The 23,897-nt window shown below is 58.6% G+C and carries 23 protein-coding genes and 2 pseudogenes; 9 read left to right on the plus strand and 16 right to left on the minus strand.

The window, feature by feature from the left end:
- The first annotated feature begins 90 nt into the window (after positions 1 to 90).
- A complete protein-coding gene (locus ATI02_RS01055; protein ID WP_100845204.1) occupies positions 91 to 873 on the plus strand; it encodes a PhzF family protein in 783 nt (260 codons plus the stop codon).
- A 121-nt stretch (positions 874 to 994) separates the two neighbouring features.
- Here ATI02_RS01055 and ATI02_RS01065 read toward each other — a convergent pair whose 3' ends face one another.
- Together ATI02_RS01065 and argF are read right to left on the minus strand one after the other, a co-directional pair.
- The gene (locus ATI02_RS01065) at positions 995 to 2,104 is read right to left on the minus strand and encodes an ABC transporter ATP-binding protein (RefSeq protein WP_095190457.1); all 1,110 of its coding nucleotides are present in this window, start codon (positions 2,102 to 2,104) and stop codon (positions 995 to 997) included.
- Complete coding sequence (gene argF, locus ATI02_RS01070) at positions 2,101 to 3,021, minus strand: ornithine carbamoyltransferase (protein WP_100845205.1); 921 nt, start codon at positions 3,019 to 3,021, stop codon at positions 2,101 to 2,103. The genes ATI02_RS01065 and argF overlap by 4 nt, the downstream gene beginning before the upstream one ends.
- Before the next feature lie 404 nt (positions 3,022 to 3,425).
- Between argF and ATI02_RS01075 the strand changes: the two genes are divergently transcribed.
- The 3 genes and pseudogenes from ATI02_RS01075 to grxD all read left to right on the plus strand — a co-directional run bounded on the left by ATI02_RS01075 (position 3,426) and on the right by grxD (position 6,397).
- Positions 3,426 to 3,716 (plus strand): PlzR type 4 pili assembly inhibitor, encoded by a 291-nt coding sequence (locus ATI02_RS01075; RefSeq protein WP_095190455.1) that lies wholly within the window; start codon positions 3,426 to 3,428, stop codon positions 3,714 to 3,716.
- A gap of 137 nt (positions 3,717 to 3,853) precedes the next feature.
- A pseudogene (locus ATI02_RS33045) lies at positions 3,854 to 5,958 on the plus strand (molybdopterin oxidoreductase family protein).
- Positions 5,959 to 6,055: 97 nt separating this feature from the next.
- Positions 6,056 to 6,397: a Grx4 family monothiol glutaredoxin gene (grxD, locus tag ATI02_RS01085; protein WP_042560740.1), complete on the plus strand. Its 342-nt coding sequence runs from the start codon at positions 6,056 to 6,058 to the stop codon at positions 6,395 to 6,397.
- Positions 6,398 to 6,574: 177 nt separating this feature from the next.
- Here grxD and bfr read toward each other — a convergent pair whose 3' ends face one another.
- Positions 6,575 to 7,048: a bacterioferritin gene (bfr, locus tag ATI02_RS01090; protein ID WP_100845206.1), complete on the minus strand. Its 474-nt coding sequence runs from the start codon at positions 7,046 to 7,048 to the stop codon at positions 6,575 to 6,577.
- Positions 7,049 to 7,248: 200 nt separating this feature from the next.
- Positions 7,249 to 7,467 carry a bacterioferritin-associated ferredoxin gene (locus ATI02_RS01095; RefSeq protein WP_003227725.1) on the minus strand — a complete coding sequence of 73 codons (219 nt, stop codon included), beginning with the start codon at positions 7,465 to 7,467 and terminating at the stop codon, positions 7,249 to 7,251.
- A 313-nt stretch (positions 7,468 to 7,780) separates the two neighbouring features.
- On the opposite strand from ATI02_RS01095, the gene ATI02_RS01100 reads away from it, so the two are divergent.
- Positions 7,781 to 8,383 (plus strand): peroxiredoxin, encoded by a 603-nt coding sequence (locus ATI02_RS01100; protein ID WP_003227723.1) that lies wholly within the window; start codon positions 7,781 to 7,783, stop codon positions 8,381 to 8,383.
- Between the two features lie 72 nt (positions 8,384 to 8,455).
- Here ATI02_RS01100 and rnt read toward each other — a convergent pair whose 3' ends face one another.
- Together rnt and pyrC are read right to left on the minus strand one after the other, a co-directional pair.
- Positions 8,456 to 9,133, minus strand: coding sequence for a ribonuclease T (gene rnt / locus ATI02_RS01105; protein ID WP_100845207.1), 678 nt, complete (start codon positions 9,131 to 9,133; stop codon positions 8,456 to 8,458).
- Complete coding sequence (gene pyrC / locus ATI02_RS01110) at positions 9,130 to 10,176, minus strand: dihydroorotase (RefSeq protein ID WP_095190451.1); 1,047 nt, start codon at positions 10,174 to 10,176, stop codon at positions 9,130 to 9,132. Before pyrC ends, rnt begins: the two co-directional genes overlap by 4 nt.
- Positions 10,177 to 10,336: 160 nt before the next feature.
- On the opposite strand from pyrC, the gene ATI02_RS01115 reads away from it, so the two are divergent.
- Both ATI02_RS01115 and ATI02_RS01120 read left to right on the plus strand, forming a co-directional pair.
- A complete protein-coding gene (locus ATI02_RS01115; RefSeq protein ID WP_100845208.1) occupies positions 10,337 to 11,245 on the plus strand; it encodes a flagellar protein MotY in 909 nt (302 codons plus the stop codon).
- A 129-nt stretch (positions 11,246 to 11,374) separates the two neighbouring features.
- Positions 11,375 to 12,592, plus strand: a complete 1,218-nt coding sequence (locus tag ATI02_RS01120; RefSeq protein ID WP_095190449.1) for an argininosuccinate synthase — start codon at positions 11,375 to 11,377, stop codon at positions 12,590 to 12,592.
- Between the two features lie 128 nt (positions 12,593 to 12,720).
- Here the strand turns inward: ATI02_RS01120 and ATI02_RS01125 are convergent, their stop codons facing one another.
- Positions 12,721 to 13,428: a hypothetical protein gene (locus ATI02_RS01125; protein ID WP_095190487.1), complete on the minus strand. Its 708-nt coding sequence runs from the start codon at positions 13,426 to 13,428 to the stop codon at positions 12,721 to 12,723.
- Positions 13,429 to 13,927: 499 nt separating this feature from the next.
- Between ATI02_RS01125 and ATI02_RS01130 the strand changes: the two genes are divergently transcribed.
- On the plus strand, positions 13,928 to 14,554 hold the full coding sequence (locus tag ATI02_RS01130; protein ID WP_064391960.1) for a response regulator transcription factor: 627 nt from the start codon (positions 13,928 to 13,930) through the stop codon (positions 14,552 to 14,554).
- Between the two features lie 88 nt (positions 14,555 to 14,642).
- On the opposite strand, the gene ATI02_RS32230 is transcribed toward ATI02_RS01130, so the two are convergent.
- From ATI02_RS32230 to metG, 8 genes and pseudogenes are all read right to left on the minus strand, one after another.
- Positions 14,643 to 14,819: a PA3496 family putative envelope integrity protein gene (locus tag ATI02_RS32230; protein WP_167394862.1), complete on the minus strand. Its 177-nt coding sequence runs from the start codon at positions 14,817 to 14,819 to the stop codon at positions 14,643 to 14,645.
- Positions 14,820 to 14,928: 109 nt separating this feature from the next.
- Positions 14,929 to 15,567: an endonuclease III gene (gene nth / locus ATI02_RS01135; protein ID WP_095190447.1), complete on the minus strand. Its 639-nt coding sequence runs from the start codon at positions 15,565 to 15,567 to the stop codon at positions 14,929 to 14,931.
- A pseudogene (locus ATI02_RS01140) lies at positions 15,564 to 16,144 on the minus strand (Rnf-Nqr domain containing protein). Before ATI02_RS01140 ends, nth begins: the two are co-directional and overlap by 4 nt.
- Positions 16,141 to 16,746, minus strand: a complete 606-nt coding sequence (locus ATI02_RS01145; RefSeq protein WP_100845209.1) for an RnfABCDGE type electron transport complex subunit G — start codon at positions 16,744 to 16,746, stop codon at positions 16,141 to 16,143. Before ATI02_RS01145 ends, ATI02_RS01140 begins: the two are co-directional and overlap by 4 nt.
- Entirely contained in the window at positions 16,743 to 17,726 is a 984-nt protein-coding gene (locus tag ATI02_RS01150; RefSeq protein WP_100845210.1) for an RnfABCDGE type electron transport complex subunit D, read from the minus strand. Before ATI02_RS01150 ends, ATI02_RS01145 begins: the two co-directional genes overlap by 4 nt.
- Positions 17,713 to 18,927 (minus strand): electron transport complex subunit RsxB, encoded by a 1,215-nt coding sequence (rsxB, locus tag ATI02_RS01155; RefSeq protein WP_100845211.1) that lies wholly within the window; start codon positions 18,925 to 18,927, stop codon positions 17,713 to 17,715. The genes ATI02_RS01150 and rsxB overlap by 14 nt, the downstream gene beginning before the upstream one ends.
- Complete coding sequence (locus ATI02_RS01160) at positions 18,924 to 19,493, minus strand: electron transport complex protein RnfA (RefSeq protein WP_100845212.1); 570 nt, start codon at positions 19,491 to 19,493, stop codon at positions 18,924 to 18,926. Before ATI02_RS01160 ends, rsxB begins: the two co-directional genes overlap by 4 nt.
- Positions 19,494 to 19,624: 131 nt before the next feature.
- Positions 19,625 to 21,676, minus strand: a complete 2,052-nt coding sequence (metG, locus tag ATI02_RS01165; RefSeq protein WP_100845213.1) for a methionine--tRNA ligase — start codon at positions 21,674 to 21,676, stop codon at positions 19,625 to 19,627.
- 224 nt (positions 21,677 to 21,900) lie between these two features.
- On the opposite strand from metG, the gene apbC reads away from it, so the two are divergent.
- The gene (gene apbC / locus ATI02_RS01175; RefSeq protein WP_095190440.1) at positions 21,901 to 22,995 is read left to right on the plus strand and encodes an iron-sulfur cluster carrier protein ApbC; all 1,095 of its coding nucleotides are present in this window, start codon (positions 21,901 to 21,903) and stop codon (positions 22,993 to 22,995) included.
- Positions 22,996 to 23,132: 137 nt separating this feature from the next.
- Here apbC and ATI02_RS01180 read toward each other — a convergent pair whose 3' ends face one another.
- Complete coding sequence (locus ATI02_RS01180) at positions 23,133 to 23,891, minus strand: SDR family oxidoreductase (protein ID WP_100848413.1); 759 nt, start codon at positions 23,889 to 23,891, stop codon at positions 23,133 to 23,135.
- Between the last annotated feature and the right edge of the window lie 6 nt (positions 23,892 to 23,897).

Below are 23,897 nucleotides of genomic sequence, written 5' to 3' on the forward strand. Positions count from 1 at the left end.
TGCACTGTATGAAGAAAATTGGCCGATTCTGTCACTGGCGCTGATCCGGCCCGCGCTGCATGCTCTGCCGACGGACTTAGGGAGAAGGTTATGCAGCTCGAGTTTTATCAGGTCGACGCATTCAGTGATCGACCGTTCAGTGGCAATCCCGCGATGGTCTATCGGCTCGATGCATGGCTGGCGGACGAGTTGATGCAGAAAATCGCCGCCGAACACAATCTGGCGGAAACCGCATTTCTGGTGCGTGAAGGTCAGGCCTGGCATATCCGCTGGTTCACGCCGACCACGGAAGTACCGTTGTGCGGCCACGCCACGCTGGCCAGTGCCTACGTGTTGTTCGACATTTACAAGGAAAGCACTGAACGTCTGGATTTCGTCTGCAAGTCCGGGCCGCTGAGTGTCAGTCGAGAGGATGGCCGCTTGTGGCTGGACTTCCCGTCGATGGTGCCATCAGAGATCGGCGTGACCCTGGATGTCGAGCGTGCGCTGGGTGTCGAAGCGGTGGATGTGCTGGGTTCAAATGAACTGTTCGTGGTGCTGGAGTCTGAACAAGCGGTGCTCGACTGTAAGCCGGATATGGTCGCACTGGCCAAGCTGCCGTGGCTGGGAGCGATCGTTACCGCGCGCGGCAACCAGCATGATTTCGTGTCGCGCTACTTCGCTCCGGCCATCGGCATCAATGAAGATCCGGTGACCGGTTCGACCCATTGCAGCCTGATTCCGTATTGGTCGAAGCGCCTGGGCAAATCCAGCCTGACCGCTTGCCAGCGTTCGGCGCGGGGCGGGGAGTTGTTCTGTCGGCTGGAGGGCGAGCGGGTGAAGATTGGCGGGCATGCAACGCTGGTAGCCAGCGGCACCCTGTTATTGGGATAAACCCAAAACCAACTGTGGGAGCGGGCTTGCTCGCGAAGGCGTTGTATCAGTCACCATTATCGTTGACTGACACAACGCCTTCGCAAGCAAGCCCGCTCCCACAGTACTGATCCAGGACCGATCAGAGGACTGTGTTGTAGCGGCGCACGCCGTTTTCTACTGCCGGAATCTGCGCCGCAGTGCTGCCCGAAGCCTGGAACAACACCAAATGCTCGGCTGCAACACGAATCCCCACCTCTGCGCCAACCTGATGATCAGCATGACTCGGGAATATCGACTCCAGCTGCGCACCCGTCGGCAATTGCAGGCGATACAGTGTCGATGCCCCCAGGAACGTCTTGCCCACAATCCGCGCCTTCAACGCACTGTCCGGCGCATAAACGATGTCATCCGGACGCAGCAACACATCCACCGCACCGCCAATCGGCCAGGTGTAGGCACGATTGCCGCGCAGTTCACCCAGTTCGGTCTGCACCGATTCCGGACTGTTCAGTTGGCCGCGAATGAAATAACCCTGACCGATGAAGCTGGCCACAAACGGCGTCGCCGGTTCGTGATAGAGGTTGTAGGGCGTGTCCCACTGTTCCAGTCGACCTTCCTTGAAGACGCCCACGTGATCGCTCACGGCGAAGGCTTCTTCCTGGTCGTGAGTCACCAGAATCGCACTGGTGCCACGGGCCTTGAGGATGTCACGCACTTCGTGGCTGAGCTTGCGGCGCAATTCGCCATCGAGGTTGGAGAACGGTTCATCGAGCAACAGCAGTTGCGGCTCCGGTGCCAAGGCGCGGGCGAGGGCGACGCGCTGTTGCTGGCCGCCGGACAATTCGTGCGGGAAACGCTTGCCGAGGTTCTTCAGGTTGACCAGTTCCAGCAGCTCTTCGGTCACGCGATCCTTTTGCGGGTGCTTGCGGATGCCGAAGGCGATGTTGTCCGCGACGCTCAGGTGCGGGAACAGCGCGTAGTCCTGGAACACCATGCCGATCCGGCGTTTCTCCGGCGCCAAGGTGAAACCGGCGCTGGAAATGGTCTCGCCACCCAAGGTGATTTCGCCTTCGTGCACCGGTTCGAAACCGGCAATCGCGCGCAGGGTGGTGGTCTTGCCGCAACCGGACGAGCCGAGCAGGCAGCCGATGTCACCGGCATTGAGGTGCAGATTGAGGTTCTGCACCACGCGTTGGTCTTGATAGCCGCAAGCGAGGTTGCGCAGGTTCAGCAGTAATTCATGGCTCATGCGTGGTGATATGCCGGTTCGACGAGGAACTCGAGCAGGGCCTTCTGTGCGTGGAGACGGTTTTCTGCCTGATCCCAGGCGACGGAGCGCGGGTCATCAAGCAGGTCGAGGCTGATTTCTTCGCCACGGTGCGCTGGCAGACAGTGCATGAACAGCACGTCCTCGGCGGCGAGATCGAGCAGGGCGCGGTTGACCTGAAACGGTGCGAACAACTTCAGGCGCTTGGCAGTTTCCTCTTCCTGGCCCATGGAGGTCCAGACGTCGGTACTGACCAGGTGCGCGCCACGCACGGCGTCCTGCGGATCGCGGACGATGGTCACGCGATCGCCGGCCTTGGCGACGAATTCAGGGTTCGGCTCGTAGCCTTCGGGGCAGGCGATGCGCAACTGGAAGTCGAACTGGATCGCCGCTTCTATATAGCTGTTGCACATGTTGTTGCCGTCGCCGATCCAGGCCACGGTCTTGCCCTGGATCGAGCCACGGTGTTCGAGGAACGTCTGCATGTCGGCCAGCAACTGGCACGGGTGCAGGTCATCGGACAGGCCGTTGATCACCGGTACGCGCGAGTTGGCGGCGAATTCAGTCAGGGTGCTGTGGGCAAAGGTACGGATCATCACCGCGTCGAGCATGCTCGACATGACGATGGCGCAGTCGCCGATCGGCTCGCCACGGCCCAGTTGGGTGTCGCGCGGCGAAAGGAAGATCGCCTGGCCGCCGAGCTGGATCATGCCGGCTTCGAAGGAGATCCGTGTGCGGGTCGAGGATTTCTCGAAGATCATCCCCAGCACGCGGTTTTTCAGAGGCTCGAACAGTACGCCGCGGTTACGCAGGTCCTTGAGCTCAACGCCTCGACGGATCACGCTGACCAGCTCTTCGGGCGTGCAATCCATCAGGGAGAGAAAGTGCCTTGCGCTCATCATTGACTACCTTTTGCTACAAACCGCAGATGCTCAAAGCCTTGTTTATCGGAACAACGGGCGAGACCTGCGGCGTAAGCCGCACGGGGCGACGAAATAGGGGAAGGCGCGATATTGACACTAAATGTCGCGTTTTTCCAATAGGCTACTTTTTTTGCGGGATTCTGAGGGCGGACTGAACGTATCAGTTACGCATTTGAAGCCGGGTTCAGTAGAGCAGCGAGCCTCTTTGTACACTGGCCTCGCAGGGCTTGGCAATCCGGCGTGGCGGGGATGGCGCCGGGCTGGTCGGTTTTCGACCAGAGCGCGATGCGACCACTTGGTCGGGTGCTCGGGCTGAAACATTTGCTAAAGCAAAGTGCTGGGTTATAACTACCTTTCGAGCGACGCAGGAAGCCCTCCGCATGGAATCGAAAGAACAACTGTTAATGGAATTGCTGGGCCACACGGCTCGCTCTCTGACCCATCTCACCGCCTCGGTCACCTCAATGTCGTTCGAACTGCTGCGCAGCGAAGACGAAGTGGTCAAGGCCGCCAGCCGCCAGATGATCGACCGCATGGCGACCATCAGCGCCGGCCTCGACGAGCACTGGCGCCTGATCGGCGAACTCACCGGCGTGCACGTCGCCCACGAGCAGATCGAAACCATTCAGGAAATCCAGTTGCAGGCGCCGCCGCAACTGCCGTCCAACTGATCGTGGCGGGTTATCGGGACGCCTGATAGCCGTCGATTCACAAGACGAACGTCGCTGGCGCTGCACTGGCACACGGGCCATAGTTTTGTTCCCGCAGGCATTACCGTTGCCTGCCCAGAACAAGACAGAGACTGGCCATGACCAAGACTCTCCATCACCGTGCCTGCCACCTGTGCGAAGCCATCTGCGGCCTGACCATCGAGACCACCGAAACCGATGGCGATGTGGCGATCACTTCGATCAAGGGCGATGCCCTCGACACGTTCAGCCGTGGCCACATCTGTCCCAAGGCTGTGGCTTTGCAAGACATTCAGAATGATCCGGATCGCCTGCGCCAGCCGATGCGTCGGGTTGGCAGCGAATGGCTGCCGATCGCGTGGGACGAGGCATTTGCCTTGGTGGCGGAAAAACTGGCGGCGATTCAGGAGCGTCATGGGCAGAACGCCGTGGCGGTCTATCAAGGCAACCCGAGCGTGCATAACTACGGGCTGATGACCCACAGCAATTACTTCCTCGGCTTGCTGAAGACGCGCAATCGCTTTTCGGCGACCTCGGTCGATCAGTTGCCGCATCACTTGAGCAGTTACCTGATGTACGGCCATGGCCTGTTGCTGCCGATTCCGGACATCGACCACACCCATTTCATGCTGATCCTCGGCGGCAATCCTCTGGCCTCCAACGGCAGCATCATGACCGTGCCTGACGTCGAGAAGCGCCTGAAAGCCATTCAGGCCCGGGGCGGCAAAGTCGTGGTGGTCGATCCACGGCGCAGCGAAACGGCGGCGATGGCCGATCAGCATCTGTTCGTGCGCCCCGGTGGCGATGCGGCGTTACTGTTTGGGCTGCTCAACACGCTGTTTAGCGAAGGACTGACGCGCGACAGTCACTTGCCGATCGAGGGGCTGGACGAAGTGCGCGCAGCAGTGGCGACGTTTACTGCCGAGGCGATGAGTCCGCTATGTGCCGTTCCCGCTGAACAGATACGTCAGTTGGCCCGCGACTTTGCCGCGGCGCCGAGTGCGGTTTGTTATGGGCGAATGGGCGTGTCGACGCAGGCATTCGGCACGCTTTGCCATTGGGTCGTGCAGTTGATCAATCTGGTTACCGGCAACCTCGACCGTGTGGGGGGGCACTGTGCACCGAGCCGGCGGTGGATTTGGTGGCGTCGACTTCGGGAGGGCACTTCAATAAGTGGCAGAGCCGTGTTTCCGGGCGTCCCGAGTACGGCGGCGAGTTGCCAGTTGCGGCGCTGGCCGAAGAGATGCTCACTGGCGGCGAAGGCCAGATCCGCGCGCTGATCACCGTAGCCGGCAACCCGGTGTTGTCGACCCCGAACGGGCGGCAATTGGAACAGGCGCTGGACGGTCTGGAGTTCATGGTCAGTATTGACTTGTACATCAACGAAACCACGCGTTATGCCGACCTGATCCTGCCGTCGACCTCGGCGCTGGAGAACGATCATTACGACACCACGTTCAACCTGTTCGCGGTGCGCAACGTCACTCGCTTCAATCGCGCGATCCTCGCCAAACCCGAGGGCGCTTTGCATGACTGGGAGATCTTTGTGGGCCTGGCCAAGGCCTTTGCCGAGAAGACCGGCAAGGAACTGAAGCCAACCATGCCGCCAGCGAAGATGATCGACATGGGCCTGCGCTTGGGCATGTACGGTGACGCCGCCGAGCAAAAACTGTCACTGGCAACGCTGTTCGATCATCCCCACGGCGTTGATCTGGGCGCGTTGAAACCGAATCTGGCGAAGCGTTTGAAAACACCTGATCAGCGCGTGCAAGCTGCGCCGCCGGAGATCCTTGCTGATCTCGCACGCTTCGCCGCCTTGCAGGCACCGGCTGCTGATGAATTGCTGATGATTGGCCGCCGCCATGTGCGCAGCAACAATTCGTGGATGCACAACTATCATCGACTGGTGAAGGGCAAGCCGCGTCATCAATTGCTGATGCACCCGGATGATCTCGCCAGTCGCGGCCTCAATGACGGTCAGTTGGTGCGCGTCAGTTCGCGGGTCGGACAGATCGAAGTGGAAGTGCTCGGCAGTCTGGACATGATGAAGGGCGTGGTCAGCCTGCCGCACGGTTGGGGCCATGCGCGGCCGGGTGTGCAGATGACGATTGCCAGCGGCCAGCCGGGGTCGAGTGCCAACGACTTGACCGATGAATGTCAGCTCGATGAGTTGTCCGGCAATGCGGCGCTCAATGGCGTGCCGGTGAAGGTAGCGGCGGCTTGAGCATGTCTGTCGGGGAGACCGAGCATGGCGCTCGGGATTCCGTTACAATGCGCCACCGTGCCGACCCATGAGTCGGAAAGTTCAGCCGAGGTGCTCCATGGATATCATCGAAACGATTAAAGAGCAGATTGCCAACAACACCATTCTGCTTTACATGAAAGGCTCGCCGAATGCCCCACAGTGTGGCTTCTCCGCGAAAGCTGCGCAGGCTGTGATGGCGTGTGGCGAAAAGTTTGCGTACGTGGACATCCTGCAGAACCCGGAAATCCGCGCCAACCTGCCAAAGTACGCCAACTGGCCGACTTTCCCACAACTGTGGGTCGGTGGTGAGCTGGTCGGCGGCAGCGACATCATGACTGAGATGTCGGCAGACGGTTCGCTGCAAAGCACCATCAAGGCGGCTGTTGAAGCGGCTGCTGCGAACAAGTCCGAAGCCTGACCGGCTTGTAGGGAAGCAAGCTTCTTTGCTTCCTCGCAGGTTCATTCGACAACGCTTCCCCTGTAGGAGCTGTCGAGTGAAACGAGGCTGCGATCTTTTGATCTCCAGCCAATAAAAAGCCCCGCACCTCGAAAGAGGGCGGGGCTTTTTAATGTCTTGAATCTGGCGAGTGTTAAATCACTCTTCGCCCATCTGCGACTGCAGGTAGTTCTCAAGACCGACTTTACCGATCAGGCCCAGTTGGGTTTCCAGCCAGTCGATATGTTCTTCTTCGGATTCGAGGATATCTTCGAGCAGTTCACAGCTGCCAAAGTCGCCAACGGTTTCGCAGTGGGCGATCGCGGCTTTCAGGTCGGCGTGGCCGGTCTTCTCGATGCGCAGATCGCATTCCAGCATTTCCTGGGTGTGCTCGCCGATGTGCAGCTTGCCCAGGTCCTGGACGTTCGGCAGGCCTTCAAGGAACAGGATGCGCTTGATCAGCTTGTCCGCGTGCTTCATCTCGTCGATGGATTCTTTGTATTCGTGCTTGCCCAGCTTGTTCAGGCCCCAATCTTCATACATGCGCGCATGCAGGAAGTACTGATTGATCGCGACCAGCTCATTGGCAAGGATCTTGTTGAGATGCTGGATGACTGTAATGTCGCCTTTCATGATCGGAGTCCTGCCCTGTAATAGCTGTATATAAGGCGGAGTTTGAGCTTCGTATTTATAAGTGTCAAACCTAAGTTATTGAATAATATATGAAAATTAATCGGAATAAGAATGTTTGTGTTCCGCGTCTGGAGCCTAAGCGCTTGATTTACAGGCATAAAAAAACCGGACATAAGTCCGGTTCTTTGAAATAGGGGTAATTACGCAGCAGTAAATTCTACCGGATAAGGAATCGCGGCCTGGGCGGTTTGCAGCTTGGTCAGGGTTTCGCGAACCACTTCCTTGGCAAGGCAGGCACATTTGCCGCACTGGCTGGCGACGCCGGTGGCCTGGCGGACTTCTTTATAGCTGCAGCAACCTTCATAGATCGCTTCGCGGATCTGTCCGTCGGTGACGCCAGTGCAGAGACAAACATACATAAGTGAGAACCGTCGCTGGTTGTGACTCAATTGCGATGGATCTTAATGTTAACGAGAATGATTGTCAAAGTGCTTTCGGAAAGGTTTTGCCGAGATGAGTGAGGGACTGACGAGCGGTAATGACTGGCCATCTGCCTGGCCCCGTAAATGCAGCACTGCTATCCGCTTACTTTAAAAAACCGTTAAGGACAGGCCAAAAACGCAGTGTATGATGGTCGGCCCTTGCGAAGGGGGGTCGTGTCACAGGGCTGTCGTCCGAGGATGGCAGGCTGGCCGGACCCTGAACTTCAAGTTTTTACACCAGGAGATATCAATGAGCGTACTCGTAGGCAAACAAGCCCCTGACTTCACCGTCCCGGCCGTACTCGGCAATGGCGAGATCGTTGACAGCTTCACCCTGTCCTCGGCCATCAAAGGCAAATACGGCCTGGTGTTCTTCTACCCACTGGACTTCACCTTCGTCTGCCCGTCCGAGCTGATCGCTCTGGACAACCGCATGGCCGACTTCAAGGCGCGCAACGTTGAAGTGATCGCGGTGTCGATCGACTCGCACTTCACCCACAACGCCTGGCGCAACACTCCAGTGAACAATGGCGGCATCGGTCAGGTGAAATACACCATGGCTGCCGACATGAAGCACGACATCGCCAAGGCCTACGACGTTGAGTCCGAAGGCGGCGTAGCTTTCCGTGGCGCGTTCCTGATCGACGACAAAGGCGTTGTCCGCTCGCAGATCATCAACGACCTGCCACTGGGCCGTAACATGGAAGAGCTGATCCGTCTGGTCGACGCTCTGCAATTCCACGAAGAGCACGGCGAAGTCTGCCCTGCCAACTGGAAAAAAGGCGACAAAGGCATGAACGCTTCGCCAGAAGGCGTTGCGGCCTACCTGACCGAGAACGCTGCAGCCCTGTAAGGCGCAACGTCGAGGTACAAAAAAACCGGCCCACGTGGCCGGTTTTTTTATGCGCGGTTGAAACGGCGACAATCAGTCGTTGAAATCTTCCCAGCCGCCCATCTGCTTCCAGCGATTGACGATGCCGCAGAACAGCTCAGCGGTTTTTTCGGTGTCGTAACGCGCCGAATGCGCCTCACGGCCGTCGAAATCGATGTCTGCTGCCTGACAGGCTTTCGCCAGGACGGTTTGGCCATAAGCCAGACCGGCCAGGGTCGCGGTATCGAAACTGGAGAACGGGTGGAACGGATTGCGCTTCATGTCCAGTCGCGCAACGGCAGCATTGAGGAAGCCGAGGTCGAAGCTGCTGTTGTGGCCGACCAGAATCGCACGCTTGCAGCCGTTGGCCTTAAGCGCCTTGCGGATGCCACGGAAGATGTCGGTCAGCGCCGTTTCTTCGCTGACGGCCATGCGCAGCGGGTGATCGAGCTTGATGCCGGTGAACTCCAGCGCCGCCGCTTCGATGTTGGCGCCTTCGAAAGGCTCAACGCGGAAGAAGTAGGTGTGATCCGGGTAAACGAAACCCTTTTCATCCATGGCGATGGTGGTCGCGGCAATCTCCAGCAATGCATCGGTGGCCGAGTTGAAGCCACCGGTTTCTACGTCGACGACAACCGGCAGGTAACCGCGAAAACGCGCTGCCATCGGATGACGGGAACCGCCGCCGCCACCTTGACCTTCCAGTTCGTCGTCGAAATGGTCTTCACTCACGCGTGTTCCTCCAGCAGGCGCCAGCGCAGTTTTTCACCGGCGCGCAGCGGGATAACGGTCAGCTCGCCAAATGGCAGGCTGGTTGGGGCGGTCCATTCTTCGCGAACCAGGGTGATGCGATCGGTGTTCGCCGGCAGGCCATAGAAGCGTGGGCCGTTGAGGCTGGCGAAGGCTTCGAGCTTGTCCAGCGCATTACGCTGTTCGAATGCTTCGGCATACAGTTCGATGGCGGCGTACGCGGTGTAGCAGCCGGCGCAGCCGCAAGCGGCTTCCTTGGCGTGCTGGGCGTGCGGTGCCGAATCGGTACCGAGGAAGAACTTCGCGCTGCCGCTGGTGGCGGCATCGAGCAGGGCTTCCTGGTGCGTATTGCGCTTGAGGATCGGCAGGCAATAGAAGTGCGGCCGAATCCCGCCAACCAGCATGTGGTTGCGGTTGTAGAGCAGGTGATGCGCGGTGATGGTCGCGCCAACGTTGGCCGAAGCCTCGTTGACGAACTGCACGGCATCGCCGGTGGTGATGTGTTCGAACACGACTTTCAAGGTCGGGAAACGCTCGACCACACGACGCATGTGTTCATCGATGAAAATCTTTTCGCGGTCGAAGACATCGACGTCGCCACGAGTGACTTCGCCGTGGATCAGCAGCGGCATACCGACTTCGGCCATGGCTTCCAGCGCCGGGAAAATCTTGTCGATGCTGGTAACCCCGGAGTCGGAGTTGGTGGTGGCGCCAGCCGGGTACAGCTTGGCGGCGTGCACGAAACCGCTGGCCTTGGCCTCACGAATTTCTTCGGGCTGGGTGCGGTCGGTGAGGTACAGCACCATCAGCGGCTCGAAACGACTGCCGGCCGGGCGGGCAGCGAGAATCCGCTGGCGATAGCCGTCGGCTTCAGCGGCGTTGCGCACCGGAGGTACCAGGTTGGGCATGATGATGGCGCGACCAAACGTGCGCGCAACATCGGCAACGGTATTGGTCAACACGGCACCATCGCGAAGATGAATGTGCCAGTCGTCGGGACGCAGCAGGGTCAGGCGGTCGGACATGAGGGGATTCCAGGCGGGTCAAACTGAGGCGAATGCTACCGGAAAAGACTCTTGCAGGCACTCGCTATCAAGTTTTGCAGGAACCTTCCGATATCCCGTAGGTATGCCGTAAACATAGTGTGAATCGGTCTTTGTGTTTCAGAAGCCAATGGAGCCTCCCGTGCGCCAGCGATATTTAGCCTTGCTCAGTGTGTTTGCCAGCTTTCCCGCCATGGCGCTCACGTACCAGACCCGCCTGGAGAATATTGAGTGGACGGTCGCCGGCGACAAGTTCGAATGTCGTCTGACACAGCCGATCACTGATTTCGGCTCGGGGGAGTTCGTGCGCAAGGCAGGCGAGCAGGCGGTATTTCGTCTGAACGCCTATAACGCCATGCTGGGCGGTGGGGCGGCGACGTTGCTCGCGGCAGCCGCGCCGTGGCAGCCGGGACGCGGTGACATCAATCTGGGCACCGTCAGACTGGGCAGTGGTAACGTGTTGTTCAACAGCTCTCAGTCCCAGGCCGGAGGTCTGATCAGCGGCCTGATGGATGGTCGCAGCCCGGTGGTGCGCCGTGCTTCGGGCGATGGACGCGTGTCGGAAGTGCGTTTGTTGCCGGTCAAGTTCAGCAAGGCGTTTAACGACTATCAGACCTGTGTGGCGAAATTGCTGCCGCAGAATTTTGACCAGATCAAGCAGTCGCAGATCGGTTTCCCCGGCGAGGGCGTTGATCTGGACTCCGCCGCCAAGGCCAAACTGCAAGTGATGCTCGAATTCATGAAGGCCGATCCGACGGTCAATCACATCGAACTCGACGGCCATTCCGATAACAGCGGCAATCGCCTGACCAACCGTGAATTGTCGCGCCGCCGGGCACTGGCGGTGGTCGACTTCTTCAAGGCCAATGGCATCGCCGAATCGCAGATCACAGTACGTTTTCACGGTGAACAATACCCATTGGTTCCGAACACCAATGCGGCCAACCGGGCGAAGAACCGTCGGGTTGCGGTGAAGCTTGCACGCGTGGCGCCGACCACCGCTCCAGCGCCTCAGGCGAGCACCCCTGCCAGCACCGCAGCAACTTCCTGACCCGCCGGTCATCGTCGCGCTCTCGACAGATTCTGTCGCTTTGTCGTCTTAAGCTGTCGCGCCTCTGTAAATTATCGCGTTTGGGCGGTAGACTCCTCGGCTTTCCGTAGAACCCCGTGGAGTGATGGCATGGCGGACGTAAACAAGGTCGTTCTGGCGTATTCCGGCGGCCTGGACACTTCGGTGATCCTCAAGTGGCTGCAGGATACTTATAACTGTGAAGTGGTGACGTTCACCGCTGACCTGGGTCAAGGCGAAGAGGTCGAGCCGGCTCGCGCCAAGGCGCAGGCCATGGGCGTCAAAGAAATCTACATCGACGACCTGCGCGAAGAATTCGTGCGTGACTTCGTGTTCCCGATGTTCCGCGCCAACACCGTTTACGAAGGCGAGTACCTGCTGGGTACTTCCATCGCGCGTCCGCTGATCGCCAAACGTCTGATCGAAATCGCCAACGAAACCGGCGCTGACGCCATTTCCCATGGTGCCACCGGCAAGGGCAATGACCAGGTACGTTTCGAACTGGGTGCCTACGCGCTCAAGCCAGGCGTGAAGGTGATTGCTCCATGGCGTGAGTGGGACCTGCTGTCCCGCGAGAAGCTGATGGACTACGCCGAGAAGCACGCGATTCCGATCGAGCGCCACGGCAAGAAGAAATCCCCGTACTCGATGGATGCCAACCTGCTGCACATCTCCTATGAAGGCGGCGTGCTGGAAGACACCTGGACCGAGCACGAAGAAGACATGTGGCGTTGGACCGTCTCCCCGGAGAACGCGCCTGACAAACCGCAATACCTGGAACTGACCTACCGCAACGGCGACATCGTTGCGCTGGACGGTGTCGAAATGACTCCGGCCACCGTGCTGGCGACGCTGAACAAGATCGGTGGCGAACACGGTATCGGTCGTCTGGACATCGTTGAAAACCGTTACGTCGGCATGAAGTCCCGTGGCTGCTACGAAACCCCGGGCGGCACTATCATGCTGCGCGCTCACCGCGCCATTGAGTCGATCACCCTGGATCGCGAAGTCGCTCACCTCAAAGACGAGTTGATGCCCAAATACGCCAGCCTGATCTACACCGGCTACTGGTGGAGCCCTGAGCGTCTGATGCTGCAGCAGATGATCGATGCTTCGCAGGTCAACGTGAACGGTGTGGTTCGCTTGAAACTGTATAAAGGCAACGTCATCGTCACCGGCCGCAAGTCCGACGATTCGCTGTTCGACGCCAACATCGCGACCTTCGAAGAAGACGGCGGTGCTTACAACCAGGCCGACGCGGCGGGCTTCATCAAGCTCAACGCGCTGCGCATGCGCATTGCTGCCAACAAGGGCCGCAAACTGTTCTGAGTCCTTCAGACGCGCAATAAAATGGCGACCTTGTGTAGAGCAAGGTCGCCATTGTGCAAAATCTTCTCCTTGCGGCTTCTGATAGCCGTCCCTTCTCAGCCGCTCGCGCTTTTATACCTGTTCGTTGGTCAAAAACTTTCCAATACGCAGACGTTCTGCGAGCTGGTGTTGTAAATAATACAAAACGTCAAATTTGCGCTTTTCTTCGAATGTTTATTGTTCCGCAGTATGTTTTCCTTGAGTAAAAAATCCGACACGTCATTGGAAAGAAATACGATAAGTCGAGAGTGTTGCTTGTTGCTCTGTCGGATTTTTTCCAGAACGGTGGCGAAATCGGTTTGCGTACCCATCTGGCGCGCATCAATGATGTCCAGATTGGAGGTTGATCCAGACAGTTGAATGTTGTGTCGTACAAACAACTTATTCCGGTTTGACGGTGGGTCTGAAGTGTTATCGGTACGTTGTGAGTTCTTGCTCGGTGCCGATGCCTCTTCACAGAACAGGACGGAGATCGAGACACCCGTAACGGGTCGCAAGAGCGACTCTTGCACTGCACAGTTGCGCTTATTGTCACGGTCCTTTTTTTCGAGGTTTTTCAGGAACGCCTTGTCATCGCTGAAATCAGAAGGCGAGTAGAGTGAACGGTAATTAAAGTTAAGGGTGAGAAAGAAAAGAAACAACAAGTAGAACGGAAAGCTGATCAGAAACCATAAATAAGTTTGCCGATCCTCACCATCCAGGAAGGGCAGCGAGATGGCGGCCGAGGTTTCCGAGATGAGTGCGAAGATGGCAATGATGGTCATTGGGTTAGTGATTTTTTTGGGTATCTTCAATATATTTTTTCTCATGGGTTTACTGCTTCTAAAAATGGGCAGGTGTGCTTTTTAAGTATTGTAGGTAACTAACGCTATGGGCTTCGTAACAAGGTCTTGGCAGTTAATATAAGTGCTGCCAGATCAATGTTTGATCATTGTTGGGATTTAGTGTGTGAGCGGGTTTGTTTTTGTCGAATAACAGCGGAATGTTATTGTGGATATCGCCAGCAAGTAACAGCGTCTGACCCGGATTTAGAGCGTTTATGGCCGTAGGAGCGTTGCGCAAGCGCCTATTGAAGAGGTTGCATATAGTCACAAAATCGCGCAGGGATTAAACCGATCGCCGGGGTCTGAAGGCAGTCTGTGTTTGGTGGTGGTCGGTTTTTTGTGGGAATAATCCTCAATGCTTGTAGGGAATGTCTCTCGCTGCAAGTGCTCGCTAACCTTGGCATGCCATCGATCAGTTGAGTCGGCTATTGTGCCTGTTCTAAAAATTCGAACAGCGAAACTGGACTTGCCCATGAATAAAGTGCTGATCGTGGATGATCACCCCGTCATTCGTCTTGCTGTGCGTATGCTGATGGAACGTCATGGCTACGAAGTTATTGCAGAAACGGATAATGGCGTGGATGCGTTACAACTGGCTCGCGAACAAATGCCGGATATTGTCATTCTGGATATTGGAATACCGAAACTTGATGGTCTGGAAGTTATTGCGCGTTTGGCGTCGACCGCGATGCCGATGAAGGTTCTGGTGCTGACGTCTCAGGCACCGGGTCATTTTTCAATGCGCTGCATGCAGTCCGGGGCGGCGGGATATGTGTGCAAACAACAGGATTTGACCGAGCTGCTCAGCGCCATCAAGGCGGTACTGTCCGGCTACAGTTATTTTCCCAATCAGGCCCTGCATACCGTACGTACCAGTCTGGGCAATGCCAGCGAAGCGGATATGGTGGACCGTCTTTCCGGGCGTGAAATGATGGTCTTGCAGCAATTGGCCCGGGGAAAGACCAACAAGGAAATTGCCGATGGCATGTTTCTCAGCAACAAGACGGTCAGCACCTATAAAACCCGTTTGTTACTCAAACTCAATGCACGCTCTCTGGTGGACCTGATCGAGTTGGCGCAACGTAATGGTCTGGTCTGAGCTGGTTTTGCGCTGATGGGGTCATGGGCCGATCAAACCAGCTAGCCGCAGAAAGTGAAAAGCCTCCGTTTCGGGAGGCTTTCAAGTATCAGAGATCAAAATCGTAATCGGCCAATTGCTTTTGCAGTCGGCGCTCCTCAAGCATGTTATCGATAGTGCGGCGCTTGTTTAGATTGGTTTTAGCGACTTCGACCACCGGTTCGGCATCAGGCTCTGCGGCAACGAAGTCGTCTTCTACATCCAGTGTTTCTTTGTCAGTACTCATACAAGGTTGACTCCCGGCTAATACTGCCTTTGGCGCTCCTTATATCGGTAATGCAGCGACGGGTAAAAAAGATTTTTTCAATCGATCAGTTAATAAATCCAATAGCGGGTCAATCGTCCGACGTTTTGGCCTTGTACTCGCACAAGTCTTCGATCCGACAGCTACCACAGCGTGGCTTGCGCGCCAGACACACATAACGTCCGTGAAGAATCAGCCAATGGTGGGAGTCGAGCAGAAATTGCTTGGGGACAAACTTCATCAGCTTGTTTTCTACCTCAACCACGTTTTTGCCGGGCGCAATGCCAGTGCGGTTGCTGACGCGGAAAATATGCGTGTCGACGGCCATGGTCAGTTGACGGAACGCCGTATTGAGCACCACGTTCGCGGTTTTTCGGCCTACGCCGGGCAGGGCTTCGAGCTCCTCGCGGGTCTGCGGCACCTCACCGCCATGTCGTTCGACCAGCAAACGGCAGGTCTCGATGACGTTCTTGGCCTTGCTGTTGTAGAGCCCGATGGTCTTGATGTATTCGGACAGACCTTCGACACCCAACGCATGGATCGCCGCAGGGGTATTGGCCATCGGGAACAACTTCGCCGTCGCCTTGTTGACGCCGACATCAGTCGACTGCGCCGACAGAATCACGGCGATCAGCAGTTCGAACGGCGAGGAATAAGCCAGCTCGGTTTTCGGCTCCGGATTGTCTTCATGCAGTCGGCGAAAGATCTCAAGACGTTTTGCGGCATTCATGGGCGATGCGTTTCCTTGGAAATTGAGTTCGTGCGAGTCCACGCCTGACGGGCCGCGAGCAGCAGACCCAGGACGATGAAGGCGCCGGGAACCAGAGTGACCAGATGCAGGCCCTCACTGAATAAAACAAGTCCTTGCCCGTGTTCGAAAAGTCCTCGACCGAGGCTGCCCCGGCCTGCGAGTTCACGCAGCGCGGCGAGTATCAACATCAATCCACCAAACACAAGGCCGAGCTTGAGACGACGAGGCAGCGTCTGGCTGAAGAATCCATTGTGTTCCAGCACCACACACTGCAAGGCAATCAGACCGGCATAGAGCCCGAAAGCCTGATGCCATGGCAACATCCAGCGTTGCGCGAAAATCTCGGCACAACTGGTCAAGGTCGCCGCGAGCAGAACGCTGGCCAGCCCTGCACTTGCTCCCGTCAGACGCTGCCGCAGGGGGGCATGCACAGGCCGTAAGCCACCACGACACTGGCAAACATCAAGACTGCTCCCGACGCGCCAGCCAGCGAACCGGTCGTGCCCAGCACCAGCGCGAGCATCAATGCGTTCGCCGGGTGCGTTGTCCGGTTCATTGTTCGCTCCCCAGCAGTACTGCACGATGTTCGTCGAAGTAGCGCAGGGCATCATGGATCGCATTGACCGCCGCGCGAGACGTGATGGTCGCCCCGGCTAGTTGATCAAATTGCCCTTGATCCTTTTTCAACGCCCAACCTGAAGCCGTCGGCTCGTTGCTCGATTTGCCGGTAAATGCCTGGAGCCAGGTATTCGGCCAATCGCCCAGATGCCCGCCGAGCGCCGGGGTTTCTGATTGTTTGAGGGTTTTCACTCCGAGCATTTTTCCGTTGGCATCAATCGCGATCAGCAGTTCAATGCTGCCGGCATAGCCTTCGGTCTGGCTACGCAGTAGCACTGCAATCGTTCGCCCCGCCTTGGTCGCGCGATAGCCGCCGCTCAGGTTGCTATGGCTCAAGGCCGTGTCGGCCAATGCCAGCGGCTGTGCCAGCGGTTGGTTGTCGTAAGTCTCGGGCGCGAGGACATCGAGCAGTTTGCGACTGTCGAGCAGCCGTTGCCCGGCGGCAATCTGCGGCGCATTGCTGTGTTGTACCAGATACGTCGTACCGATGCCGAGCACGGCCAACAGCAGCAGGGTGAGTGCGTTGGTCGTGCGGTTCATGGGCGCACCTGGGCCGGGCGGCCAGCGGCAAAGCGCTCCAGTGCCGGCACGCAGAGATTCATCAGCAGTACGGCAAACGCGACACCGTCCGGGTAACCGCCCCAGGTGCGGATCAGATAAGTCAGCACCCCGACTCCGACGCCAAACAACAGGCGAGCGAGTGCGCTTTTTGCGCCGGATATCGGTTCAGTGATGATGAAAAACGCGCCGAGCATGGTCGCCCCGCTCAGCAGATGAAACAGTGGCGAGCCGTGAGAATCGGAGCCAGAGCCATTCCAGAACAGCAAGCTGACCACAAACAGGCTGGCGAGCATGCCGACCGGCGCGTGCCAGGCGAACACCCGCCGTTGCAGCAGAAACAGACCACCGACGAGAAACGCCAGGTTCACCCACTCCGCACCACGCCCGCCGAATCGCCCGAACGCCGGGTTGGCGGCGAAGAGTTCGTCGATGGTCAGGCTTTTATTGATGCGCAGGCTGTCCAGCGCGGTTGCCTGAACCCAGGCGTCCGGCGCCTGACCTGGGTTGAACACCTGCTGCACGGCATCGAGCAGCGCCATGCCGTGGGCCGGCCAGTGGGTCATGGGTTGCGGGAACATGACGATGGCCATGGCAAAACCGAGCATGGCCGGGTTGAACGGGTTTTTGCCAACGCCGCCGTAAAGGTGTTTGCCAAACAACAGGCCCGAGGCCATCGCGGTCACTGTCAGCCACCACGGGCAATAAGGCGGCAGGGCGGCGGCCAGCAGTGTCGCGCTGACCAGTGCACTGCCGTCGCTCAGCGTTGGCAACAAGGGTTGTCGACGCAAGCGTGTGATGCCTGCCTCGACGATCAATGCGGTGCTGACGGCGAGGATCAGGTTGATCAACACGCCCCAACCGAAAAACCAGAACAACGCCAATAAGCCCGGCAGCATGGCGAGCAACACCATTTTCATCGCCTGTTGCAGGCGCTCGTCAGGTGTCTCAAGGGGCGACATGGTCTTGCACCTGGCGCTCGGCGTCTTGCAGGCGGGCGCGGGCCTTGTCGAGAATTTCGCTTGGCGTGTCGCCGCTACGTTCGAGTTTGCTCAGGTCGGCGCGGGCGTAGGCCAATTCGGTTTTCAACTGGCGCAGTTGGCTGTCGATAGGGCGCTTTTCCACGCGCACGAGGTCCGGCGCGGGCTGATCGCTTGAGGATTCGGCGGCGTGCAGAGCTTGCTCTGCGTCACGCAGGGCTTGTTCCAGTGTGGCGATCTGCTCCGTCGGCGCTTCGGCGGTCTGGACCTTTTTCAGTTCGGCGCGGCGCATGGCCAGCTGGATTTTCGCCCGCTTCAGATCAGCGTCCTTCGCCGGGGCTGGTGCTGACGCGAGCGGAACGGCAGGTGCGGTGCTTTCAAGGTTCGCCAACGCCTGTTCAGCCGCTTCGAATTGTTGCTGCAAAACGATCAGTTGCGACTGTTGCTCAAACGTCGGCGGATGGCCGAAGGCTTTCAGCGATTTGTGCAATTGCGCGCGGCTCATCGCCACGTCGATCTTGGCTTTTTTCAGCGCGGCGTCAGCGGTGGCGATTTTCTGCGCGCGCACGCGTTCAAGGGCAGCTTGCACCGGGTCGGTGGCCGTGACTTCGGCTTGCACGGTTTTTTTCGCCCGCGCCTCGCGCTCAGCCTGTTTCTGCTGTTCCTCCCGTTGCAGGCGGGCGTTGCGTCGCTCGAAGCGCTGGCGTGCATGATCGCGTTTGGCGGCGCGGGCGCGTTGGTCTTCGAGGCTGAAGGCGAGGCCACCGACCACTGGCAGCGTGCCGAGCGGCAGTGGATGCATTTCGATGCAGTCCACCGGGCACGGCGCCACGCACAGATCGCAACCGGTGCATTCGTCGATGATCACCGTGTGCATCAGTTTGGCGGCGCCAACGATCGCGTCGATCGGGCAGGCCTGAATGCACTTGGTGCAACCGATGCATTCGGCTTCGCGGATGTACGCCACTTGCGGCGGTGCCGTGCCGCGACTGACGTCCAGTTCCAGCACCGGCACTTTCAACAGTTCGGCCAGCGCCGCGACCGTTTCGTCGCCGCCCGGCGGGCATTTGTTGATCGGCTCGCCGTCAACGATGCCTTGCGCGTAGGGTTTGCATCCGGGGTGGCCGCACTTGCCGCATTGGGTCTGCGGCAGCAGGGCATCGATGCGTTGAATCAGACTCATGTTTTGATCAGTCCACTGAATCCGAGAAAAATCACTGCCATCAGTCCGGCGCTGATCAGATCGATCGGCAATCCGCGAAAGGGCAGGGGAATATCGTTGTCGGCGCTGCGTTCGCGCAAATCACTGAACAGGCTCAGCACCAGCCAGAAACCCAGCCCGGCACCGAAACTCAGCGCTGTCGCCTGCAACAGGCCCTGATCGTTCTGCGCATTGATCAGCGCCAGGCCGAGCACGCCGGCATTGCTCAGCAGTAACGGCCACAATCCATCGAATGGCCAGTCGGGCAGTCCGCGCGCCAGCCATTTCAGGATCGGCGCGATCAGCAGCACGCTCAGCGGCAGAAACACGAACAGGCGCAGGGCTTCAAGTTGCAGCGGCACCAACAGCCAGTGCCAGGCGGCGTAACTGAGCACGCCGACCACCGCCATCAGGCACAACGTCGCCAGACCCAGCGCATGCACTTGGCGGCGATTGCCTGCCAGCAGCGGATCGACACCCAGCGGCCAGTGCAACACGAAGTTGTTGAGCAGCGCAGCACTGAAAAGCGTAAGCACGAGTTCGGTCATTGTTCTGCCGGTGAAACGGGCGGATGTCTCATAAGGTTAGGCATTATCCGGCCGCCATGGAGGGTGGGCCAGATATGAAAAATCCCACCGGCATGCGGGGCACGTCGGTGGGATCGATTTACTGAACAGTCTTACTTGATGCGTTGACCGGGCTTGGCGCCGCTGTCCGGGCTCAACAGGTAGATTTCTTTACCGCCGGGGCCGGCCGCCATCACCATGCCTTCGGAGATGCCGAACTTCATTTTCCGTGGCTTGAGGTTGGCGATCATCATGGTCAGGCGACCGTCGAGTTTGGACGGATCCGGGTAGGCGCTCTTGATCCCGGAGAACACGTTGCGTTGCTCGTCACCGATGTCCAGGGTCAGGCGCAGAAGTTTGTCGGCGCCTTCCACGTGTTCAGCCTTGACGATCAGCGCGACGCGCAGGTCGACGGCAGCAAAGGTGTCGAAGTCGATTTCCGCCGACAGCGGATCCTTGGCCAGTTCACCGTTGCCAGCAGGGGCAGCGGCACCGGTGTCGGTCTGGCTGGCGGTCAGGTCTTCTTTGGAGGCGTCGCTCATGGCTTGTACTTTTACCGGGTCGATGCGGGTCATCAGCGGCTTGAATTCATTGAGCTGATGGTTGGCCAGCAGGGTGGTGTGGTCGTTCCAGGTCAGCGGCGCGACGTTGAGGAACGCCTCTGCATCGGCGGCCAGCAGCGGCAGCACCGGTTTGAGGAAGATCACCAGTTGGCGGAACAGGTTGATGCCGGTGGCGCAGATCGCCTGGACTTCATCCTGCTTGCCTTCCTGCTTGTTCAACGACCATGGCGCCTTGTCGGCGATCCACGCGTTGGCGCGGTCGGCCAGGGCCATGGTTTCACGCATGGCACGGGCAAAATCGCGGGCTTCATAGGCGTCGGCAATGCTTGGCGCTGCGGCCAGGAATGCTTCAGTCAGCTCTGGCGCGGCATTGTTGTCGATCAACAGACCGGCGTTGCCTTTCTGAATGAAGCCGGCGCAACGGCTGGCGATGTTGACCACTTTGCCGACCAGGTCGGAGTTGACCTTCTGCACGAAGTCTTCGAGGTTCAGGTCGAGGTCATCGACGCCACGGCCCAGCTTGGCCGCGTAGTAGTAACGCAGGTATTCCGGTGACAGGTGATCCAGGTAAGTACGGGCCTTGATGAACGTGCCGCGAGACTTGGACATTTTTTGCCCGTTGACGGTCAGGTAACCGTGCACGTTGATCCCGGTCGGCTTGCGGAAACCGGCGCCTTCGAGCATCGCCGGCCAGAACAGGGCGTGGAAGTTGACGATGTCCTTGCCGATGAAGTGGTACAGCTCGGCGGTGGAATCCTTGCCCCAGAACGCGTCGAAATCCAGCGCAGGCGTGCGGTCGCAAAGGTTCTTGAAGCTGGCCATGTAACCGATCGGCGCATCCAGCCACACGTAGAAATACTTGCCCGGCTCGCCCGGGATCTCGAAGCCGAAGTATGGCGCATCGCGGGAGATGTCCCACTGCTGCAAGCCAGCGTCCAGCCACTCGGCGATCTTGTTGGCTACGGCGTCTTGCAGGGTGCCGCTGCGGGTCCATGCCTGCAGCATTTCCTGGAAGTCCGGGAGCTTGAAGAAGAAGTGCTGGGAATCCTTGAGCACCGGGGTGGCGCCGGAGATGGCCGACTTCGGATCCTTCAGGTCGGTTGGTGCGTAGGTCGCACCGCATTTTTCGCAGTTGTCGCCGTACTGGTCTTCGGTGCCGCATTTCGGGCAGGTGCCCTTGATGAAGCGGTCGGCCAGGAACATTTTCTTTTCCGGGTCGAAATACTGGGTGATCGAGCGCTGGGCAATGTGCCCGGCGTCACGCAGCTTGAGGTAGATCTGGCTCGACAGCTCACGGTTTTCTTCGGCGTGAGTGGAGTGGAAGTTGTCGAAATCAACCAGGAACTCGGCAAAGTCGGCGCTGTGTTCAGCCTGCACGTTGGCGATCAGTTGTTCCGGGGTGATGCCTTCCTTTTCCGCGCGCAGCATGATCGCCGAACCGTGGGCGTCGTCGGCGCAGACATAGATGCATTGATTGCCGCGATGCTTCTGGAAGCGCACCCACATATCGGTCTGGATATATTCCAGCATATGGCCAAGGTGGATCGAACCGTTGGCGTAGGGCAGGGCGCTGGTGACGAGGATCTTGCGTGGTTCGGACATGTGGGGCTTCGCTACTTGATGAAACGGAGGTCGGCCACTATAAAGCGCTGGCGCATATTTTTCACCCTGTGCACCTGTTTCATTGGATGAGCAGACAGAAAAGATCGCGGCCTTCGGCAGCGCCTGCAGATGTATGCCGATCTGCTGTAGGCGCTGCCGAAGGCTGCGATCTTTTCAGGTACGATACTCGCCATCTTTTCCCAGTCTTGTTATCGGAGTTGCCCATGAGTGCCGTCACTCGCGCAGCGGTGGAAGCCGTCCTCAGCCAATACACCGACCCTTACCTGAACCAGGACCCGGTCAGCGCCGGTTGCGTGAAAAACATCGAGATCGTCGGTGACCGCGTCAATGTTCAGCTGGAAATCGGTTACGCCGCCGGTCTGTTCAAGAGCGGCTGGGCGCAACTGCTGCAATTGGCCATCGAAAACATCGACGGTGTGGTTATCGCCAAGGTTGAGGTCAACAGCGTGATCGCCGCGCACAAGGCCCAGGCGCAGATTCCGGGGCTGGCCAACGTCAAGAACGTGGTCGCCGTGGCGTCGGGCAAGGGCGGTGTCGGTAAATCGACCACCGCGGCCAACCTTGCGCTGGCCCTGGCCCGCGAAGGCGCCAAGGTCGGCATTCTCGACGCCGATATCTACGGCCCGAGCCAGGGCATCATGTTCGGCATCCCCGAGCGCACCCGCCCTGAAATCAAGGATCAGAAATGGTTCGTACCGCTCAAGGCCCACGGCGTCGAAGTCATGTCGATGGCCTTCCTGACCGACGACAACACGCCGATGGTCTGGCGTGGGCCGATGGTCTCCGGTGCGTTGCTGCAACTGGTCACGCAAACTGCTTGGGGTGATCTGGATTATCTGGTGATCGACATGCCGCCAGGCACTGGCGATATCCAGCTGACCCTGGCGCAGAAAGTCCCGGTGGCCGGTGCGGTCATCGTCACCACACCGCAGGATCTGGCTCTGCTTGACGCGCGCAAAGGCGTGGAAATGTTCCGCAAGGTCAACATTCCGGTGCTGGGCGTGGTGGAAAACATGGCCGTACACATCTGCTCGAACTGCGGCCATGCCGAGCATCTGTTCGGTGAGGGCGGTGGTGAGAAGCTGGCGACTCAATACGGCGTCGAACTGCTGGCTTCGCTGCCGTTATCGATGCTGATCCGCGAACAGGCCGATGGCGGCAAGCCGACGGTGATCGCCGAGCCGGACAGCCAGATTGCCATGGTCTATCAGGAACTGGCCCGCCACGTTGGCGCGCGGATTGTGTTGCAGGAAGCGGCAACGCCGGCGATGCCGAACATCACCATCAGCGACGATTGAAAACTATCTGTAAAGCGCAAGACAAAACTGTGGGAGCGAGCCTGCTCGCGAATGCGGTGGATCAGACAACCAATGGGTTGAATGACACACCGCATTCGCGAGCAGGCTCGCTCCCACATTGTTTTGTGTGGTGAGACTTAGATCCGCAACCCGCCATCCATCTCCAGAATCCGCCCGGTGTAGTAGTCGTTCTCGAAGATATACGCCGCTGAATGGGCGATTTCTTCAGGCTTGCCCATACGCTTGAGCGGAATCCCCGCGGTCATTTTCTCCAGCGCTTCGGGCTTCATGCCCAGGGTCATTTCGGTTTCGATGAAGCCCGGGGCAATACCCGCCACGCGAATGCCATAGCGCGCCAGCTCCTTGGCCCAGGTCACGGTGGCCGCCGCTACGCCAGCCTTGGCGGCGGAGTAGTTGGTCTGGCCAACGTTGCCCGCACGCGAGATCGACGAGATGTTGATGATCGCACCGCTGTTCTTCAGCTCGACCATTTTTGCTGCCACTTCACGGGTGCACAGGAACACGCCGGTCAGGTTGACGTCGATCACTGCTTGCCACTGGGCCAGGCTCATCTTGGTCATTTCGCCGTCCTTGACCTTGAGCAGCAGCCCATCGCGCAGGATCCCGGCGTTATTGATCAAACCATGGATCGCGCCGAAATCTTCGGCGACCTGGGCAACCATGTGCTCGACCTGCTCTTCATTGGCGACGTTGCACAGATAACTGCGCGCCTCGACACCCTTGGCTTTGCAGGTAGCCACTGCGTCGTCGAGTTTTTCCTGGTTAAGATCGACCAGCGCCAGCTTCGCGCCTTTGCCGGCGAAATACTCGGCCATCGAGCGGCCCAAACCCTGGCAACCGCCAGTGATAATGATTACTTTGTCGTTGAGTTGCATGCGCAT

It is taken from the genome of Pseudomonas baetica (assembly GCF_002813455.1).
Lineage (GTDB): Bacteria > Pseudomonadota > Gammaproteobacteria > Pseudomonadales > Pseudomonadaceae > Aquipseudomonas > Aquipseudomonas baetica.

Bases quoted from the DNA above. Each gene is read 5' to 3' on its own strand.
- nth (WP_095190447.1), bottom strand. From the start codon at position 15,567: ATGAATGCCGCAAAACGTCTTGAGATCTTTCGCCGACTGCATGAAGAC.
- ATI02_RS01150 (WP_100845210.1), bottom strand. From the start codon at position 17,726: ATGTCGCCCCTTGAGACACCTGACGAGCGCCTGCAACAGGCGATGAAA.
- ATI02_RS01145 (WP_100845209.1), bottom strand. From the start codon at position 16,746: ATGAACCGCACGACCAACGCACTCACCCTGCTGCTGTTGGCCGTGCTC.
- bfr (WP_100845206.1), bottom strand. From the start codon at position 7,048: ATGAAAGGCGACATTACAGTCATCCAGCATCTCAACAAGATCCTTGCC.
- apbC (WP_095190440.1), top strand. From the start codon at position 21,901: ATGAGTGCCGTCACTCGCGCAGCGGTGGAAGCCGTCCTCAGCCAATAC.
- ATI02_RS01120 (WP_095190449.1), top strand. From the start codon at position 11,375: ATGGCGGACGTAAACAAGGTCGTTCTGGCGTATTCCGGCGGCCTGGAC.
- pyrC (WP_095190451.1), bottom strand. From the start codon at position 10,176: ATGTCCGACCGCCTGACCCTGCTGCGTCCCGACGACTGGCACATTCAT.
- ATI02_RS01100 (WP_003227723.1), top strand. From the start codon at position 7,781: ATGAGCGTACTCGTAGGCAAACAAGCCCCTGACTTCACCGTCCCGGCC.
- grxD (WP_042560740.1), top strand. From the start codon at position 6,056: ATGGATATCATCGAAACGATTAAAGAGCAGATTGCCAACAACACCATT.
- ATI02_RS01055 (WP_100845204.1), top strand. From the start codon at position 91: ATGCAGCTCGAGTTTTATCAGGTCGACGCATTCAGTGATCGACCGTTC.
- ATI02_RS01130 (WP_064391960.1), top strand. From the start codon at position 13,928: ATGAATAAAGTGCTGATCGTGGATGATCACCCCGTCATTCGTCTTGCT.
- ATI02_RS01065 (WP_095190457.1), bottom strand. From the start codon at position 2,104: ATGAGCCATGAATTACTGCTGAACCTGCGCAACCTCGCTTGCGGCTAT.
- rsxB (WP_100845211.1), bottom strand. From the start codon at position 18,927: ATGAGTCTGATTCAACGCATCGATGCCCTGCTGCCGCAGACCCAATGC.
- ATI02_RS01160 (WP_100845212.1), bottom strand. From the start codon at position 19,493: ATGACCGAACTCGTGCTTACGCTTTTCAGTGCTGCGCTGCTCAACAAC.
- argF (WP_100845205.1), bottom strand. From the start codon at position 3,021: ATGAGCGCAAGGCACTTTCTCTCCCTGATGGATTGCACGCCCGAAGAG.
- ATI02_RS01180 (WP_100848413.1), bottom strand. From the start codon at position 23,891: ATGCAACTCAACGACAAAGTAATCATTATCACTGGCGGTTGCCAGGGT.
- ATI02_RS01095 (WP_003227725.1), bottom strand. From the start codon at position 7,467: ATGTATGTTTGTCTCTGCACTGGCGTCACCGACGGACAGATCCGCGAA.
- ATI02_RS01075 (WP_095190455.1), top strand. From the start codon at position 3,426: ATGGAATCGAAAGAACAACTGTTAATGGAATTGCTGGGCCACACGGCT.
- ATI02_RS32230 (WP_167394862.1), bottom strand. From the start codon at position 14,819: ATGAGTACTGACAAAGAAACACTGGATGTAGAAGACGACTTCGTTGCC.
- metG (WP_100845213.1), bottom strand. From the start codon at position 21,676: ATGTCCGAACCACGCAAGATCCTCGTCACCAGCGCCCTGCCCTACGCC.